Genomic DNA, 18,489 nt, shown 5'->3' with positions numbered 1-18,489 from the left:
TCTTCGTATATTATTTACTTAACGGTCGGTAAAAAAGGAGGCCCTTATGGGAAATAGAGAACAAACCTTTCAAAAAATTTTAGAAGTTGCCTATGTGATGTTTGCAGAAAAAGGATTTGAGAAAACGAGCTTAGCTATGATTGCAGCAGAGGTCGGCATATCAAAACCAGCTATTTATTACTATTTTCAATCAAAGGATCAATTAATTTCTTTTTTGTTTGAGGAACTTTATAAAGAAATTCAATATGATATCGTTGTTGATTACAAGGAGCTATCTCCAAGCAATTTCATTGAGAAATTACTGAAGATTGGCTATAAGTCAATTGATGAACAGGACAAAGATCCTTATTTTAATAAAATATTTAGTCAGTATTTGTTATTAGCCGCTCGCGACGACCACTACATGCAACAGTTATTAGTGCTTCAATCAGATTATTTAGCAAGATTTTATGATATTTTACAATACGCAGTGCAACTAGAAGTGCTAGATGAAAGTGCCAACATAGAAGCGAAAGCCCATATGTTAGCCATGCTCTATGATAATATTGGCAATTTTATGTTAACTGGTAGTCAATTGAACTATAAGGCTATTTGGAGGGAGGCAGTACATAGCGTCATTCAAGGGGGAAAAGATGAATAAGCAACTTGGTCATCGTCGTATTGAGGGCTTAGATTTTGCAAGAGCATTAGCAATGTTAGGTATGTTTATTGTAAACTTTGGCGTTATTTCAGGTTCAACTGCCAATGGTTCACAATGGCTCATTCAATTGCAAAGTCTTTTTGAGGGGCGCGCCTCTGCACTATTTGTCATTCTAGCAGGAATAGGGACTGCGCTGATGACGCGGAAAGCAAGGGAAGCAAAGGACCCAATTCTTATTCGCCAAAGTAAGTTAACTTTATGGAAGCGAGCTCTTTTTTTGTTTGTTGTTGGGATGGTTTTATATGTGGTCGGATGGACGGGAGATATTTTACATTATTACGGTGTTTATATGTTTCTTGCAGCTTTGTTGATAGCAACTTCAAAGAAAACCATGCTTTTTACAATTAGTGCGGTGATAATCGTTTCCCAATGGCTACAAATCCAATTCAATTATCTAGTTGGGTGGCATCCAAAATATATTTTATTAGAGTATATAGATTTTTGGACGGTAGAAGGTTTTATGAGAAATTTACTGTTTAATGGCTACCATCCCGTTTTTCCATGGATATCTTTTTTTCTCATTGGGATGATTGTAGGTACCTTAGATTTAACCAATAGGGCATTAAGAAAGAAATTAGTTACGGTAGGTATCTTGTTAGGAGTGATTATAGAAATTTTTTCAAAGGTGATTATTCACTTCTCGACAAAATATTTCTTAGATCATGATAGTGCGTTGTATTTATTTGATACAGGACCAATTCCACCAAATATAATGTATGTTCTATCAAATTCGGCTTCGGCTATTGTGATAATAGTAGGTTGTATGTATTTTGTAGAAACTTTCAAAAATAAAGTAATAGAAGCAATCATTAAAACGGGTCAATTGTCCTTAACACACTATGTTGGCCATGTCTTTATTGGCATCACTGTGTTAGAAGTTTTCGATTTATCGAATAATCTAACAGTCGTTTTTTCAATGCTCTATGCATGTTGTTATTTTTTAGGCTGTGTGTTTTTTTCGATATGGTGGAGGACTATCCATCAACGTGGTCCAATTGAACTCATTTTGAGAAAATGGTCCAATTAAAAAGTTTGAGAGTAGTCATCTATTTACTACTGATTTGGCATAAAATACATTCATATCGACTCATACAAACGTAGAAGATTGATATTACAGAGTATTCAGCTAGGTTTTCTAATATTTTATATTGACATTCGTATAGTAGAATTATAGAATTATTGTCAAGAAACGCAGTACTCTTATCAAGAGAGGTGGAGGGACTTGGCCCAACGAAGCCTCGGCAACCGAAAAGTTAGGTGCCAAATCCAACAGATGGTATCTGAGAGATAGGAGGGGCTATCAATCAGTTTGATGCGTTGGCCTCTTTTGTACAACAAGAATGAAAAAGAAGGGGTGTATCGTATGGCTCAATCAGTAAAGGTAGATGATAAAAAATTAGAGGCAATTGCCAAGGCAATTCAAAATCTTGAATTTGGTGAAGTGCATATTACGATCCAAGATGGTGTTATTGTGCAAATTAATAGGCTTGAAAAACAGAGATTTCCGCAGAAAAAATAACATTGATTTCAGTTGAACGATGTCAAAAGGCCACCAATAAGCATGAAGGATTTCCTTTGCTTACAAGTGGCCCTTTTTTTGTCTAAAAAATTAACTATAAAAGCTTTTTGGTATTTGCCCAATATGACGGCGATGGTATAGTAACGGTTCTTTTTGCCCGTTTGTAATGTCTTGCACATGCCCAATAAAAATGGTATGGTCGCCAGCATCTATTTGCTGAAACGTTTTACATTGTAAAATAGCTGCTGTATCATGTAAAATCGGTAGACCTAAAGATGAAGTGGACCACTGTGCCTGTGCAAAACGATCAGGGATTTTACTGGCAAATAGTGTACATAAATGTTCTTGGTCGCTTGCTAAAATATTGACCGCGAAATGAGAAGCATTCGTAAAATAAGAATGAAGCTGAGAATTTTTATCGAGTGACCACAAAATAAGGAGCGGGTCGATTGAAACAGATGCAAAGGAATTGACGGTTAAGCCTATAGGTTTTGTTTCATGACTTGTTGTGACAACTGTAACGCCTGTAGGGTAATTACCTAATGCCAATTTAAAAGCAGCTACTTGATCTGTCATTCAAATATCACCTCTTTATTAATATAAATTAGTTCACGGAGTAAGTAGGTAAAATGAACTTTTTTTTCATATCCTACTAGTAACTCCTTTTCTTGAGTAAATTTTAAACCAATTAAACATACAGGTAAAGGTAATGGGGAAAGAAAGGGGAATTGCCATGACTTTATATTTTGATCACCTGGTTCACCAAGTGGAATCACCAGAAAATATAAAGGTTTTCTTCAATAAACGAAATGTCCACACAGTGAATGGTGGGCAGCACACGATGTGGGGGACTTATAATACGTTAAGCTACTTTGGCTTAAGCTATATTGAACAAATTGCTATCTATGATCGTGATTTATTTGAGCAGGCGGCACAATACCCATATTCCTTACATTATACGTTTAAACGTGATCAAGAGCGCCAAGGATTTTCACGAATAGCCTTGCGTACCAAAAAAATTGAGGAAGAGGGTCAACGCTTACGAGCATTAGGTTATGATGTATATGGGCCGGATGCTTGCAGTCGAACAAGACCGGATGGCACTGTTGTGAAGTGGAAGCTTCTCCATTTTGGCAAACCAGATCTTCTCATTGATTTTCCATTTTTAATTGAATGGGCAGAGGAAGATGAGGAACGTCTGTCACAATTAGTGACAAGCGGTGCTATTGATACAAAACAAGCGATTACAATGGAATCAATCCAATTGTATGTCAAGGATATACGAAGAACAGTTCGTTTATGGCAGGAGGTATTGCAGCTACCAGAGCCTGTGCAACATGAGCAGTTCATCTCGTTACAGCTCCCGAATATCCGATTGGATTTTTATGAGGAAGAGGTTGCAGTAGCTATGACACTTGGTCATATAAAAGAAGGGCCATTTGGTGTGACATTAAAAGATCCTCATCGAACAAAGGAAACATTAGTATGTCCTGGCGCTTTTTATTGGATTAATCGATAATTACAATATCCACTTCATATGCTGAAATGGATTCAGACTGTAGACAAACTCGATGAATTTTGAGTTTGCCTACAGTCTTTTTTCTTTTACAATGAAATAAAGCTAAGCTATTGATTTCCACAATGGACGGACGCTTTCCGCGGGTGAGGTCGAGCTGCTTCCCTCGCTTCGCTCAGTCCAGGATCTCGACTTTTCCGCTTTTCCCGCAGGAGTGCCGCCCTTCGTTCCGCAGTTTTCTTATAGCTTTTTTGAAATTATTTCAAGTGTAATTCCCTTTTGTCATGCTATATGCTTCACATACTTAGTATCAAATTTGCAAAGGGCCACCATTGGTAATAAAAAAAGCGGATGAAGGAATATTTCATTCCTGCTCCGCTGTCCATTTGGAACTAAGCTAATAGTCCATTACCGTTATAATTTCACAACATTTGATGCTTGAGGTCCACGATTACCCTCTACCACATCAAATGATACCTTTTGACCTTCTTCAAGTGTACGGAAGCCTTCCTCCTGGATGCCCGTAAAATGTACAAATACATCTTCTCCATCATCACATTCAATAAAGCCATAACCCTTTTCATTATTGAACCACTTTACGATCCCCTGTTGCATAAGCATTCGCCTCCAATGCGCTTGAATGTAAAATAAAGTTAAATAAGTTGTGCTCTCATTGAGAAAATGTGAAAAAATTGCATTTTCTCTTAGAACATACATGAATTGAACAAAGATGTCAATTGATTGTCGAAATGCTTGCATATCTGGCTTTCTTTTTTTTCACAATTAAGACTATAATGGAAATGAACAACAAAGAAAGTAGGATGCCAAATGACAACGAAAAATCAACCATTATCAGATTTAGAAATCGCTAGTCAAGCAGTGATCAAACCTATTACGGAAATTGCCAAAGCTGCGGGTATTCCAGAGGATGCTCTTGAGCAGTATGGACGCTACAAAGCAAAGATTGACCCATTAAAAATTACAGCTCAGGGCGAGGATGCAAAAGTAGTATTAGTGTCTGCTATTAGTCCGACCCCAGCAGGTGAAGGAAAGTCGACAGTGACTGTAGGACTAGCAGATGCCCTTCATCAATTAGATAAGAAGGTGATGGTCGCTTTACGAGAACCATCATTAGGTCCAGTAATGGGCGTAAAAGGTGGCGCAACTGGCGGAGGTTACGCACAAGTAATACCAATGGAGGATATTAATTTACATTTCACTGGTGACCTTCATGCGATTACAACAGCCAACAATGCTTTATCCGCATTTATTGATAATCATATCCATCAAGGAAATGCATTAAACATTGATCCACGACGCATTATTTGGAAACGTGTAATGGACTTAAATGATCGTGCTCTACGTAAAGTAGTCGTTGGTTTAGGGGGACCAGTTCAAGGCATGCCTCGTGAGGACGGCTTTGATATTACGGTAGCCTCTGAAATCATGGCAGTGTTCTGTTTAGCAACAAGTATTGAGGATCTACGTGAACGCATCGCTAGTATCGTGATTGGCTACACATTCGAGCGTGAGCCAGTCTTTGTACGAGATTTACAGGTAGAAGGTGCTCTTACTTTATTATTAAAGGATGCCTTCAAGCCAAACTTAGTACAAACATTAGAAGGAACACCTGCCATTATTCATGGTGGTCCATTTGCCAATATCGCTCACGGCTGTAATTCCATTATGGCGACACAAACAGCTCGTAAGCTAGCGGATATCGTGGTGACAGAGGCAGGCTTCGGCTCTGATTTAGGTGCTGAAAAATTCATGAATATTAAAGCACGGAAAGCTGGCTTTAAGCCAAGTGCCGTTGTTATCGTAGCTACGATTCGTGCCTTAAAAATGCATGGTGGGGTTCCGAAAACAGCGCTTGTTGGCGAAAATGTCGAAGCCCTTTTACAAGGTATTGAAAACTTAGCTAAACATGTGGAGACAGTTCGCACATTTGGCGTTGAACCAATTATTGCATTAAATCGTTTTATTACGGACACAGAGGCTGAATTAGAAGCCGTTCTTAACTGGTGTCAAGAAAATGATGTTCGTATCGCACGTACAAATGTCTGGGAAGAAGGCGGTAAAGGTGGTCTAGCTCTAGCTGAACAAGTACTAGCTGTGCTAGAAGAAGATAACAACTTCTCTCCTTTATATGATGTAACAGAGTCTATTGAAGAAAAAGTTCGTACAATCGTGCAAAAAGTTTATGGTGGGAAAGATGTGCAATTTACTGATCAAGCCAAAAAACAAATTGCCCAAATCGAAAAATTTGGCTGGGACTCTCTTCCGATTTGTATGGCAAAAACACAGTATTCCCTAACTGACCAACCAAGTTTACTCGGTCGTCCAGAAGGCTTTACCATTACGATTCGTGAAGTTATTCCAAAGCTTGGTGCTGGCTTCTTAGTTTGTCTAACAGGCGATATTATGACAATGCCAGGTTTACCAAAAACACCGGCTGCGCTACGTATGAATGTTGATAGCGAAGGACATGCGGTGGGATTGTTCTAACATCAATAAAATAATGATAGACCTTAAAGCTACCCTTTAAAAAAAGGGTAGCTTTCCATTTCGAAATTATAAATTCCAAAAATTTAAAAGCAAAAGGAACTGAGATTTTGCCCATACAATAAATCGCGAAAATTGTTATTTATTTAATGAGGAGGTACATATATGGATAAGATAATCACACAAATTCATGAATTTGCCACTGAAGAAAGAAAAGAATATGTTCGAAAGGCAAAAGAGTTACACCGAGAATTTTTGCTCAAGTTCCCACTAGAGCGTTTGCATGAGATGGAGCTTGAAGAATATGCACTAGGATTGCAGCCTCAAGGTTCCTTTAGCTGGTGGTTAGAATATAATACGGTTTCCTTAGGGAGTATCAAGGGAGGATCAGCTAATAAACATATAATTTATTATAAAAAGAAGGAAGGTACTTGGTTTTACCCAGAACAATTTAAAAATGAGCAAGAGGCATGGCAACAACTTAGAGAAGATATTATTAAAACGATAGAAGTAATGGGGAAAGAACCCTATGTATCAATAGATAATGATAATTTACTAAATCGGGGTTCAATGCTAAGAGGAAAAATATCATATATGTACCATGCAGATAAATTAATGCCGATTTATCAAGAATCTCATCTGAAAAAATTTTTAAAGGAATTTGGGGTGGATGAGAATCTGTTGAAAACAAGAGATACGCTTTATTTAAATCAACTCTTACGGAATGAACTATACAAACATAAGTCTTTACAACAATATGATGTGCTGTTGCTCTCAAATTTTCTATATACACATTTTATGCAAGCTGAATTTGTTTATAAAATTGCTCCAGGTGATAATGCTAGTAACTTTCAAAACTGTGTAGATAATAGTTTTATTTCCTTAGGTTGGGGTGATCTTGGTAACCTCGAACAATACAATGATTTTAACGAGTTAAAAAATGCTTTTGTTAAAAAAGGCTATTATAATCAACATAAATCAGTTATTACGAGAAAAGCAAATGAGGTATGGGACTTTTATAATTTACAGCCAGGTGACCTAGTGATTGCCAATAATGGAACGTCGAAAATAGTTGGCATTGGAGTAGTAAATGAAGAGGGTTACAAATATAACGAAGATTTTGGACGATATCCCCATACTGTAGGAGTGAATTGGTCGCAAATTTTTGAAAAAGGGTTAGTTATTCCACCTCAAAATGCTTGGAAAACTGTAACGGTAGCGAAAGTACCTAAGAAACAGATGGAAGAATGGCTACAAAGTAATGGAACACAGTCTATTACTAAGCCCACTTTAGAAGAATCACCTCTTTTTGGAAAAATAAATAGGGCTCTTAACCGAAAAGGCCAAATTATTTTATACGGTCCGCCAGGTACAGGTAAAACATACTCTGTAATGCAGTTTTTAAAGTGGAAAAAACATTCAAATGTGAAAATCCATATAGAAATGTGTACATTTCATCCTTCTTTTCAGTATGAAGATTTTATTGAGGGATATAAACCTACTGCTGAAAAAGATGGTACTGTATCATTTACTTTACAAGATGGCGTTTTTAAAAGATTTATTAATCAGGCAAAAAAAGAACCAGGAAAAAAGTTTTATTTCATTATAGATGAGTTAAATCGAGGGAACGTACCCAAAATTTTTGGGGAGTTAATCACATTGTTAGAAAAAGACAAGCGTGGGGTGGAAGTAATTTTACCCCAAAGTAAAGAGCTCTTTACGATTCCAGAAAACGTGGCGATTATTGCAACGATGAATACTTCAGATCGAAGTATTAAAATGCTAGATGCTGCTATTAAACGTCGTTTTGCTTTTGTAGAATGTATGCCAAATTACGAGATTTTAGAATGTTCAGTCGATAAATTAAGTATTTCTCCTTCTACAATTTTAAAGTCATTGAATAAAAAACTTATCCAAATGCAAGGTCGTGATATGCAAATTGGCCATGCTTATATGATAGAAGATGGTGACGTAATTTCTTCTGTTGGCCAATTAAAAGATATTTTCCAATATGATATTATCCCTCTTTTACAAGAATATTGCTTTGATAATTTCAGTGTACTTGCAGATATTTTAGGAGATAGTTTTGTAGATATTGATTTACAAGAAGTGAATCATACTTTATTTAACGATGATGATGAAGCTTTTATAGCGGCGCTTGAAAGTCATTTAGGTGATTGATAATGAAGAATGAAATAATTTTACAGGAATTCACGGAGCAAGTTATTCCAGCATATTACTTAACGAATCAAGAACGCTGTTATTTAAAAGAAATTGCTTCAATTCATAATAATAAACCTTGGGAGCAGCGGTTTTATTTCGATGAATTAAGAGAAGGTTTACGTATCAGGACTACTAGTTTTGTTGGTATCATTGAGTTAGAACATTTACGCATTATTATTCAACCAAAGTTTGATCCTACATTTACAGAAGTAGTAGATATGATGTTGTTTGCCAAAGGAAATGCAAAATGGTCAGAGCGACAGTCTATAGGACAAGCAGGGCATAATGATTTATTTACTCTCTTAGTAGACCTTTTTATTGAAGAAACAGAATTGTTGTTACTTAAGGGGCTAAAAAAGGATTATATCGAAGAGTATGGTAATTTACTACAGGCTCGAGGGCGTATTTCCATACGAGAAAACATGGTGAAAAACTTTAATTTACCAACAAAAATTTATTGTGTTTATGATGAACTTATCTACGATATTATAGAAAACCAAGTAATACTAAGAGTTCTTGAAATGTTAACAATAGTTAAATTGCCAAAGCATTTAAAGCTTCATGTTCATAAGCTACGAACACAGTTTGAAATGTTGACAAACACTTTTTATGGAAATAAGTGGCCTCATATTGTAATAAATCGTTTAAACGAAAATTATAAGATGAGCCATTTCTTTGGCAGAATGCTCTTTGAAAAGCTATTTTTACAAGATTATATGAAAAAGGAAACAAATTATTTTGCATTCCTTGTAAATATGAATGAAGTGTTTGAACGGTTTGTAGGAGAAATTCTGAAGAAATATTTAGCTCATAAAGCATTTAAAGTTGTATCTAATAAACGTATTACGAATGCTATGTTGCTAGAAGGTGAAAGATACCGTGATATTATCCCGGATATAGTTGTGTATGATTTAAATAAGAATACAGTTACAGTAATTGATACTAAATATAAAGGATATGATTTCAAACGAGTATCAACCGAAGACATATTTCAGTTATCATTTTATGCTCAGCACTTCCAAACTGGTGAAAGTTACACTGCAACTATTGTTTATCCTGTATTTAAAGGTATAGATTATCAGACAAGGCGTGTAATTGAAACGAATAAATTTTCTAAGAACTGTGGAAAAATATATTTACAGAGTATTAACATTCATCAAACTCTTGAATGGATTAAAAAGAATGAAGAAGTTTTATTGAAATCATTAGCAAAAAATTTAATAGGCTATTAACAAAGGAAAAATAAAAATGTTGGTTGGAAAAGTTGATCAATTAAACTACAGATTCCGAAATATAATAATTTCTTTAATTGAAAAAAGATTCTAGTAAAAAACTAGGATCTTTTTTTTTGCATAAAAAAACAAGAGAAGTTTCCTTATATAAATGTGTTTGGTAGTTTTTATCAATAGTTCTCTGTTATTGGAAAGAAAGAGCGGATTTTTACAATAGAAGATAATTGTCAAATGAATTTTTATTTAAAAAATACATTGAATTTTCTTTTTCTTTTAAATATAATTTACTTAATTCTAATTCGGAACACTGTTCCGATTATAGGAACACGGAGGGATGAAGTCTTGAAAATCGCAACAGATATTGGCGGTACTTTTACCGACCTAGTTTTCACAGATGAAAAAGGTAATCTTCATTTTGATAAGGGACATACAACACCTGGTCACTTTGAGGATGGCATATTAAATGTATTAGGACGTCATGTTACGGAGGATTCTCTAATTGAATCTTTTATTCATGGTTCAACTGTTATTATTAATACACTGACGGAAAGAAAAGGGGGCGTAGTCGGGTTAATTACAACAAAAGGCTTCCGTGACGTAATAGAAATTGCCCGTGGTAATCGACCAGACTTATATAACTTTAAATATAAAAAGCCAGAACCATTTGTAGAGCGTTACTTACGACAAGAAATAGATGAGCGAATTGATTTTAAAGGAAATGTTATGAAAGCGCTTAATACCGAGGAAGTCGGTGAAATCGTTCGTAAATTTAAGGAATTGGGTGTAGAGGCGATAGCCATTTCATTGATTCATGGCTATAAAAATCCGATTCATGAGCAACAGCTAAAAGAAGAAATCTTAAAAATTTGGCCAGATGTGTATATCACTCTTTCAAGTGAAACGATTAAAGAATACCGTGAGTATGAAAGAACAAATACAACTGTATTAAATTCTTATGTTAAGCCAATTGCACATGCGTATTTAAAAAGCTTAAAGGAGAAATTAAGCACGATTGGTATTACAGATCATTTAAAAATTATGCAATCGAATGGTGGTACAACAAGCTTTGATAAAGCGATGGAGCTACCAATTAACCTAGTTGAATCAGGTCCTGTAGCAGGTATGTTTGGGGCAGCGAAATTAGGCCAACTTTTAAATGAATCGAATATCATCGCTTTTGATGTTGGTGGGACGACAGCTAAATGCTCCCTTATTACAAATGGCAAAGTGAATGTCACAACAGATTACTATATTGAAAGAAATGAAAAATTTGCTGGCTATCCAATTAAAACGCCAGTTGTGGATATTGTAGAAATCGGCAACGGGGGCGGCTCAATTGCCCGTGTAGACCAATTCGGTTCATTAAAAGTTGGTCCAGATTCTGCAGGTGCCAATCCAGGACCAGTGGCATACGGCTTAGGAAATACACAGCCGACCATTACAGATGCGAATGTGTACTTAGGAAGATTGTCATTAGAAAACTTTGATAATCCTGTTTCCATTGACAAAGTGGAGGAAGCTCTTGTTGAAGCAATTGCGAAACCATTTAATGTATCAGCGGAGGAAGCAGCGCAAGGCATTTTAGATATTGCAAATTCTAATATGCTTAATGCACTAAAGTTGATTTCGATTCGTAAAGGCTATGACCCTGAAGATTTTACAATGGTAGCCTTTGGTGGTGGTGGACCACTTCATGCGATTAACTTAGCTGAAGAGCTGGGCATGAAAAAAGTCATTATCCCATATGGTTCTTCTGTCTTTTCTGCCTTAGGAATGATGATGACCGAGTACCGACAAGATTATATTCAAACAAGTTTAATGAACTTTGACAAAAACCATCTTGCGGCTATTCAAGAAAACATTGATCAAGCGATTGCCAATGCGTATGCAGATGCACCTTTAGCTAAGGATCATTATTATTTCGAGATTAATTATGATTTACGCTACAAAGGTCAAGAGCATACGGTTAAATTAAACGCATCGACTATTACAATTAATGAAGAAGGGCTTGAAAAATTAGCAGAGGCTTTCCACATTAAACATAAGCAAGAATTTTCATTTGATTTACCAGCTACACCAATTGAGCTAGTGAACTTACATCTTACAATTTACGGAAAAGATGAGGCGGTTCAGTTTAAAGAATTAGACTTCTCTCATATTGACGCTTCGACTTGTATTAAAACAAAGCGCAATTTATACGTGAAAGGAACAGGTTGGGTAGAGGTCAATGTTTATGATCAACAAAAATTAGTACCTGGCTATGTTATTGCTGGTCCTGCCATTGTGGAAAATCCAACATCTACAGTCGTGATTAATGACAAGCAATCCATTGAAATTGATCAATACGGCAATCTGATTGTAGAGATGGAGGGAAAATAAAACATGAAAAAAGACGTTTTTGCAGTAGAAATTATTCAAGATTCATTGCTAGCAATAGGAGATGAGATGTTTATTGCGCTAGCACGCTCTTCTATGAGTCCCGTGATTTATGAAGTATTAGACTATGCTTGTGGTTTAACAGATGCCAAGGGTAATTTAATTAGCCAAGGAAATGGTGTAACGAGCTTTATTGGGATGCTAAGTCCAATGGTGCAGCGTGTTATTGAAAAATTTGATAATGGGAAACAGTTACACGAAGGGGATGTCATTATTATTAATGACCCATATGTTGGTGGTGGATCTCATTTATCGGATGTAGGGTTAGTCCTACCAATTTTCTATAATGGTGAAATTATCGCGTATTCAGCCAATAAAGCGCACTGGACAGAAGTAGGGGGCATGGACCCTGGTTCATTCACAAGTAATTCTAATGAAATCTATCAAGAAGGTTTACAGCTTCCAGGTGTTAAACTTTATCATCAAGGTGAGCTGAACGAAGCAGTCTATGAAATCATTTCGACGAATGTCCGTTTACCAGAGCTTTCGATCGGAGATATGTTTGCACAAGTAGCAGCTCTAAAAACAGGAGAAAAACGAATTGCAGAGCTTTGCCAGAAGTTTGGTGCTGAGTCTGTGAAATTGTCCATTCAAAAACTATTGGACAAGGGAGAGAAAATTGTTGAGCTGGAGCTACAACATTTACCAAAAGGTGAGTTTTATGCGGAAGACTTTATTGAAGGTGACCCATTAAAAGGTGGCCCATATCCAATTAAAGTGAAAGTAACAATTAGTGATGAAGCGTTTATTTGTGACTTTAGAGGCTCCCATCCTGCAGTCAATGTGCCAATGAACTGCTCACAATTTGGTTTAATGGCTAGTGTGCGGGTTATGTTCTTAGCATTACTTGGTGATATTGATGTAATCAACGAAGGTGTCTTTAAACGCTTAACGATTATTACAGATGAAAACTCCATTGTCTCAGCTAAACGTCCTCATCCTGTGTCCATGAACTTCGAGGCACGTATAGGGGCAGCGGATTTAATTTGGAAGGCTCTTGCACCTCATTTACCAGAACGATTATCTGCAGGGCATTTGCAGTCCGTTTGTACGTTTATCTTAACAGGTAAAAACCCTGAAAACGATGAGTCATTCTTAATCGTTGAACCATCCGTTGGTGGTTGGGGAGCGTCCAATGATGAAGATGGTCAAAGCGGACAATACTGTATGGGAGATGGTGAAACATATAATCTCCCGGTTGAAATTGCCGAAACAAAATATGGTATTCACATTGATGAATATAGCTTAAATTGTGACGGGGCAGGTGCTGGTCAATTTAGAGGCGGCTTAGGTGTACGTCGCGTTTATACAGTGAATCATGATGGTCAAAAGGTTTCTGTTAACTTAGGAAGACATCAATTTGCGCCTTTCGGTTTAAATGGCGGAGGAGAGGGCTCTCACAACTATCTGATCATTCATAAAAACGATGGAACGAAGGTTGGACCCGTTGGAGTGCTGGCCAATTATGAATTGCAAAAGGGTGACCGCATTGAGCTTGTGACAGCAACAGGTGGTGGTTATGGTAATCCACTTGAAAGAAGTGCCGAGGCCATTGAACGTGATTTATTAAATGAATATATTTCTATAGAAGTAGCGCAGAAGAAATACGGTTATCAAAACGCTTAAAGGGAGAAATAAATGACTGTCAAGACATTAAAAAACTCATTGGATATACTAGAGTGTTTTGCCACGACAGAAAACGCATTAGGTGTTCGTGAAATTTCACGCATGATGAACTTGCCGACAAGTGTCGTGCAAAGAACCATTAATACATTTACAGAAGCGGGTTATTTAATACAGGATGACAACACAAGAAAATATAAATTAGGTTACAAGATGTTCCTTTTTTATGATGTGCTCTCCAATTCTAAAGACCCACACTCGACCATTTATGAATTGATGCAAAATCTTGCGAATGAAATTAATGAATCAGTATTTCTTACTTATATGGATAATGAATACGGTGTTACCACGAAAATTGCCGAGAGTAATAAAAATGTAAAGTATGCGGTGTCTTTAGGAACGAAGACACCCCTTTACATCGGTGCTTCCTGCAAAGTGATGTTTGCCTATTTAGAAGAGGACAGGCAGCTTGAATTAATCGCTTTTTTTCATAATAAACAATCGAAAGAAGAGCATCTTAAACTGCTTAAGTCATTGAAGGAAGAGCTACAGCAAATTAGACAAAACAACTGGTGTGTTACAGTTGGGGAGTATAATGAACATGCTTTTGGCATTAGCGTACCGTTATTTAACTATAAGAGGGAAATTATCGCATCTCTTACCATTTCTGGACTAGTATATGATTTAGATGATCAAAGGGAGAAATATATGCTTGAACAGTTAGTGAAAGTAGCTCATCAAATACAATCACATATTTCAAAACTATAACAGCAATAGGGGAGCTGACACTATGAATAATAAAGTATTACATCCAAGGGCTTTAGAGCCTGTAACTCTACTAATGATCGTCTTAACATCTGTCGTAGGGGCAATTATCGGGATACAGTTGATTACGACTTTAGGGATTTCTGCTAATACATCAATCGTCGGGGCAATATTTGCGATGATTCTAGGAAGAATTCCAATCGGCAAGCTCATTGAATTTAAATCTGTGCATAGACAAAATATTATCCAAACGGCCATTTCAGCAGCAACGTTCAGTGCTGCAAGTAGTTTAATGTTGCCAATTGGTATTCCATATGTATTAGGCTATGAAAACTTAGTATTACCATTGTTTATCGGTGTTATTTTAGCGATGTTTGTTGATGCTTTATTATTGTATAAATTTTTTGATACAAAGATTTTCCCAGCTGCAGGTACTTGGCCACCAGGGATTGCGACTGCTGAAGCCATTAAAGCGGGCGATAAAGGCGGTAAAAATGCCAAGGTATTAATCGGTGGTGTGTTAATAGGTATTGTGGGGTCTGTTCTTAAAATTCCAATGTCAGCTTTTGGGGTAGCGTTCATAGGAAATATTTGGGCACTAACGATGTTTGGGATTGGGCTTCTTCTAAGAGGATATTCTGTTCAATTGTTTAATGTCGATTTAAATGCATATTATATTCCGCATGGCGTGATGATTGGTGCCGGTATTGTGGCACTTTTCCAGGTCGCTTTTGCCTTATTAAATAAAAAGTCGGCTAAAAAGTCAGAAGAGTTGAGCTATTCAAAAGATGCCAAAGAAATTCGCCAAGCCTTTGGTGTAGGGTTTATTGCTTATTTAGCCATTGCCTTATTAATTGCCATTTTAGGTGGTATTATCACGCATATGTCTTTCGGTATGTTAATAGGATTCATCGTCTTTGCAACAATTGCTGCATTTGTTCATGAGCTGATTGTTGGTATTGCGGCGATGCACGCAGGTTGGTTCCCAGCATTTGCTGTCGCATTTATTACGCTGATTGTTGGTATTTTAATCGGTTTCCCAGCACCAGCACTTGCCTTATTAGCAGGTTATAGTGCAGCTACAGGGGTAGCGTTTGCAGATATGGGCTATGACTTAAAAACAGGATTTATTTTACGTGGTAATGGTAGTGATGCTGCGTTAGAAAAAGAAGGCCGTAAGCAACAATTAATAGCAGGAATGTTAGCCTTTGCGATTTCGGCTGTTGTCGTTTTACTATCTTATAAATCTTATTTTGCACAAGATTTAGTAGCACCTGTAAACCATGTGTATGCAGCCACAATCCAATCAGGTGTAACAGGAGATGTAGCAAAACAATTAATGATTTGGGCTATTCCAGGTGCATTGATTCAGCTAATCGGTGGTTCAAAACGTCAAATGGGTATTTTATTTGCAACAGGTTTATTACTTGTTAATCCGATCGCTGGTTGGGCTGTTTTAGTCGGTATCTTACTTCGTGTTATTTTCACATATGTAACGAAAGGTAAGAGAGAATCTGAAATGACGGTCTTTGCAGCAGGTGTTATTGCTGGAGATGCGTTATATAGCTTCTTCTCTTCTATTCTGAAAATAGGAAAATAGAAAGGGGTATGAATGAATGGTAAAAGTATTATCGTATGAGGATGGGATTGCAGCCGTTTATGGAGGGGCAATCCTTGGCGGCGGCGGAGGTGGTCTTCTAGAGGAAGGACTCAAGCTAGTGGAGGAAATCTTTGCTGCGGGAGAACCTCAATTAGTCGATATCACAGAATTGAATCAAGAAGACTTAGTGGCATGCGTTGCCTTGGTAGGTGCACCATCAGCAGTTGATCAATATATTTCTGGTGAGCAGCTTTGTTGGAGCTATCGTCAGATGAATAAGCATTACGAGCAGCGTCTAAAAGGCATCATTACGAATGAAAATGGTGCCAGTACGACGATCAATGGCTGGCTACAGTCAGTACTATTAAATGTACCAGTCGTTGACGCTCCTTGTAATGGACGAGCACATCCAACGGGGATCATGGGCTCTTTAAATCTCCATGAGCAACAAGATTATCAATCCGTGCAATTTTATGCAGGGGGAAAAGATGATTTTGCCGTGCAAGGGTTTGTCGAAGGGAATTTACAAAACACAGCCAAAACAGCTCGACAAGCATCCATTTTAGCAGGTGGGCTAGTGGGGGTTACTCGAAATCCTGTGACGATTGACTATTTACAGAAGCATGGTGCCCCTAATGCAATCACGATGGCTATTGAGCTTGGCTATCGATTCTTAAAGGGACAAACATTTGAAGAGAAATTAGGCAATGTTGTACAGCATTTGAATGGTACACACATTGTATCGGGGAAAGTTACGAATTATTCTTTAACGAAGGAAAATGGCTTTGATGTTGGAAAATTATCCGTTGGCGAATATCATCTTACTTTCTGGAATGAATATATGACATTATCGAAAGAAGGACAATTACAATCGAAATTCCCAGATTTAATCATGACATTTGATATAGAGAAAATGATTCCTGTACCAAGTGCAAGCATTCAGGAAGGGATGCATGTAGCCGTGATCCATGTAGACCAATCACTTTTGACATTAAGTTCGACGATGCAAAATGAAGCACTTTTGCAGGAAATTGATGAAGTTATTAAAAACGTGTTATAAGTAAATAAAACAGTAAAAGCTGCCATCATCTACTTGAATGTAAGATGGGCAGCTTTTATTTGTCCTTCAGCGGGAGGGTAATACATTTTATCACAATCGTACCTACTTCCTTTATCACACTTAATACATTGGCTTACATGATTTTTCTTCTGATTGCACGACTCATCGAACGTGGTATTCACAAGCTGGAGACAACAATAGTGTATGATTTTCATTAAAGGGAGGAGCTACGTTCATACATAGTAGAAGAAGGTAACAACCAGTAATGAAAAACAATGACACAAATGCAACTTCAAGTGAAAGCCTTTAGGTCATGCAACAAACTAACTTGTTGTTCACATTTTCGGCATGTACATAGGGCTATGCGGGTTAAACAAAGAATTTCTAAGGGAAAGTGTTCACTTTTATTTGTTTAGATGATTGGTTTTCAATACGTACGTCATCTTCTAAACAGGTTATTCAATTGTAAGCCCGCTGAAGTTAATGCTAAATCTGTCCTACACATAGCTGTTGTACATTACTGAAAAATATGAGGTACAGAACAAATGGATTGTTCTGTATGTTTATCATACAATATTCAGAAAAGTTAGTCAATTGAAACGTTATCAATTTTTAATTTCTAGATTACCTTTTGCAGGAATAAATACAGTATAATTTTGTAGGAAAGGAATGAGATTAACGATGAATAATTTATTGGATAAGGTTCGAGACGTATATGCACAATTTGATGCTAGTCATGATTTTCAGCATATTGAACGCGTCTATCAAAATGCGCTAGCTATCCTACAAAGTGAGCCAACAGCAGATGCTGAGGTGGTTAAAATAGCGGTGCTTTTACATGATGTCAGCGACAAAAAATATACTGATAGCAAGGAACAGGAAGAACAACTGATTGCAGAACTACCACTGAGTGAAGATAAAAAGCAACATATCCGAGACTGTATTGCTCAAGTATCGTTTAATGGAGGAAATGAGCTAGAAGCAACATCATTGGAAGCGAAAATCGTACGTGATGCAGATCGTTTAGATGCGATTGGTGCCATTGGCATTGCCCGAACATTTGCTTATGGTGGAGCTAAAGGTCGAAAGCTTTATGATAAAGACGAGGAAGCACGGGCAAACATGTCAGAATCAGAATACCGTCAAAAAAATACCTCATCTGTTACTCATTTTTATGAGAAATTATTACTGCTAAAAGATTTAATGGTGACAGAGAAGGGCAAAAAAATGGCACTGGAACGTCATCAATTTATGGAGAGCTTTTTACAGCAATTACAGCACGAAATCGGTCAATAGGACAACACAAAAAG

General features: G+C 36.9%; 15 protein-coding genes and 1 riboswitch. Of the genes, 13 read left to right on the top strand and 2 right to left on the bottom strand.

What is annotated here, in order from left to right:
- Positions 1-46: 46 nt before the first annotated feature.
- From SJW71_RS15725 to SJW71_RS15715, 3 genes are all read left to right on the top strand, one after another.
- Positions 47-640, top strand: a complete 594-nt coding sequence (locus SJW71_RS15725) for a TetR/AcrR family transcriptional regulator (RefSeq protein WP_431811173.1) — start codon at positions 47-49, stop codon at positions 638-640.
- The gene (locus SJW71_RS15720; RefSeq protein ID WP_322605704.1) at positions 633-1,727 is read left to right on the top strand and encodes a DUF418 domain-containing protein; all 1,095 of its coding nucleotides are present in this window, start codon (positions 633-635) and stop codon (positions 1,725-1,727) included. The genes SJW71_RS15725 and SJW71_RS15720 overlap by 8 nt, the downstream gene beginning before the upstream one ends.
- A gap of 170 nt (positions 1,728-1,897) precedes the next feature.
- A riboswitch (SAM riboswitch) is annotated at positions 1,898-1,994 on the top strand.
- A gap of 69 nt (positions 1,995-2,063) precedes the next feature.
- Complete coding sequence (locus tag SJW71_RS15715) at positions 2,064-2,219, top strand: YezD family protein (RefSeq protein WP_004269393.1); 156 nt, start codon at positions 2,064-2,066, stop codon at positions 2,217-2,219.
- Between the two features lie 90 nt (positions 2,220-2,309).
- On the opposite strand, the gene SJW71_RS15710 is transcribed toward SJW71_RS15715, so the two are convergent.
- Positions 2,310-2,795, bottom strand: a complete 486-nt coding sequence (locus tag SJW71_RS15710; protein WP_274796565.1) for a flavin reductase family protein — start codon at positions 2,793-2,795, stop codon at positions 2,310-2,312.
- A 157-nt stretch (positions 2,796-2,952) separates the two neighbouring features.
- On the opposite strand from SJW71_RS15710, the gene SJW71_RS15705 reads away from it, so the two are divergent.
- A complete protein-coding gene (locus SJW71_RS15705) occupies positions 2,953-3,738 on the top strand; it encodes a VOC family protein (RefSeq protein WP_322605705.1) in 786 nt (261 codons plus the stop codon).
- A 411-nt stretch (positions 3,739-4,149) separates the two neighbouring features.
- Here SJW71_RS15705 and SJW71_RS15700 read toward each other — a convergent pair whose 3' ends face one another.
- A complete protein-coding gene (locus SJW71_RS15700) occupies positions 4,150-4,350 on the bottom strand; it encodes a cold-shock protein (RefSeq protein WP_004269397.1) in 201 nt (66 codons plus the stop codon).
- Between the two features lie 213 nt (positions 4,351-4,563).
- On the opposite strand from SJW71_RS15700, the gene SJW71_RS15695 reads away from it, so the two are divergent.
- The 9 genes from SJW71_RS15695 to SJW71_RS15655 all read left to right on the top strand — a co-directional run bounded on the left by SJW71_RS15695 (position 4,564) and on the right by SJW71_RS15655 (position 18,475).
- On the top strand, positions 4,564-6,243 hold the full coding sequence (locus SJW71_RS15695) for a formate--tetrahydrofolate ligase (RefSeq protein ID WP_322610496.1): 1,680 nt from the start codon (positions 4,564-4,566) through the stop codon (positions 6,241-6,243).
- A gap of 162 nt (positions 6,244-6,405) precedes the next feature.
- The gene (locus tag SJW71_RS15690; protein WP_312507106.1) at positions 6,406-8,421 is read left to right on the top strand and encodes an McrB family protein; all 2,016 of its coding nucleotides are present in this window, start codon (positions 6,406-6,408) and stop codon (positions 8,419-8,421) included.
- A gap of 2 nt (positions 8,422-8,423) precedes the next feature.
- On the top strand, positions 8,424-9,695 hold the full coding sequence (locus tag SJW71_RS15685) for an McrC family protein (RefSeq protein ID WP_312507105.1): 1,272 nt from the start codon (positions 8,424-8,426) through the stop codon (positions 9,693-9,695).
- 342 nt (positions 9,696-10,037) lie between these two features.
- Positions 10,038-12,074 (top strand): hydantoinase/oxoprolinase family protein, encoded by a 2,037-nt coding sequence (locus SJW71_RS15680; protein WP_274796568.1) that lies wholly within the window; start codon positions 10,038-10,040, stop codon positions 12,072-12,074.
- Positions 12,075-12,077: 3 nt separating this feature from the next.
- Positions 12,078-13,757: a hydantoinase B/oxoprolinase family protein gene (locus SJW71_RS15675; RefSeq protein ID WP_274796569.1), complete on the top strand. Its 1,680-nt coding sequence runs from the start codon at positions 12,078-12,080 to the stop codon at positions 13,755-13,757.
- Between the two features lie 12 nt (positions 13,758-13,769).
- Positions 13,770-14,522: an IclR family transcriptional regulator gene (locus SJW71_RS15670; protein ID WP_274796570.1), complete on the top strand. Its 753-nt coding sequence runs from the start codon at positions 13,770-13,772 to the stop codon at positions 14,520-14,522.
- Between the two features lie 22 nt (positions 14,523-14,544).
- On the top strand, positions 14,545-16,119 hold the full coding sequence (locus tag SJW71_RS15665) for an OPT/YSL family transporter (RefSeq protein ID WP_274796571.1): 1,575 nt from the start codon (positions 14,545-14,547) through the stop codon (positions 16,117-16,119).
- A gap of 16 nt (positions 16,120-16,135) precedes the next feature.
- Complete coding sequence (locus SJW71_RS15660) at positions 16,136-17,179, top strand: DUF917 family protein (RefSeq protein ID WP_431811172.1); 1,044 nt, start codon at positions 16,136-16,138, stop codon at positions 17,177-17,179.
- Positions 17,180-17,860: 681 nt separating this feature from the next.
- A complete protein-coding gene (locus SJW71_RS15655) occupies positions 17,861-18,475 on the top strand; it encodes an HD domain-containing protein (protein WP_312507126.1) in 615 nt (204 codons plus the stop codon).
- The last annotated feature ends 14 nt before the right edge of the window (positions 18,476-18,489 follow it).

Origin of the sequence: Lysinibacillus sp. FW12 (assembly GCF_050817245.1) — a bacterium.
GTDB lineage: Bacteria > Bacillota > Bacilli > Bacillales_A > Planococcaceae > Lysinibacillus > Lysinibacillus irui.
Note: the sequence above shows the minus strand (reverse complement) of the source record. Positions and strands in the feature narration are given on the sequence as shown.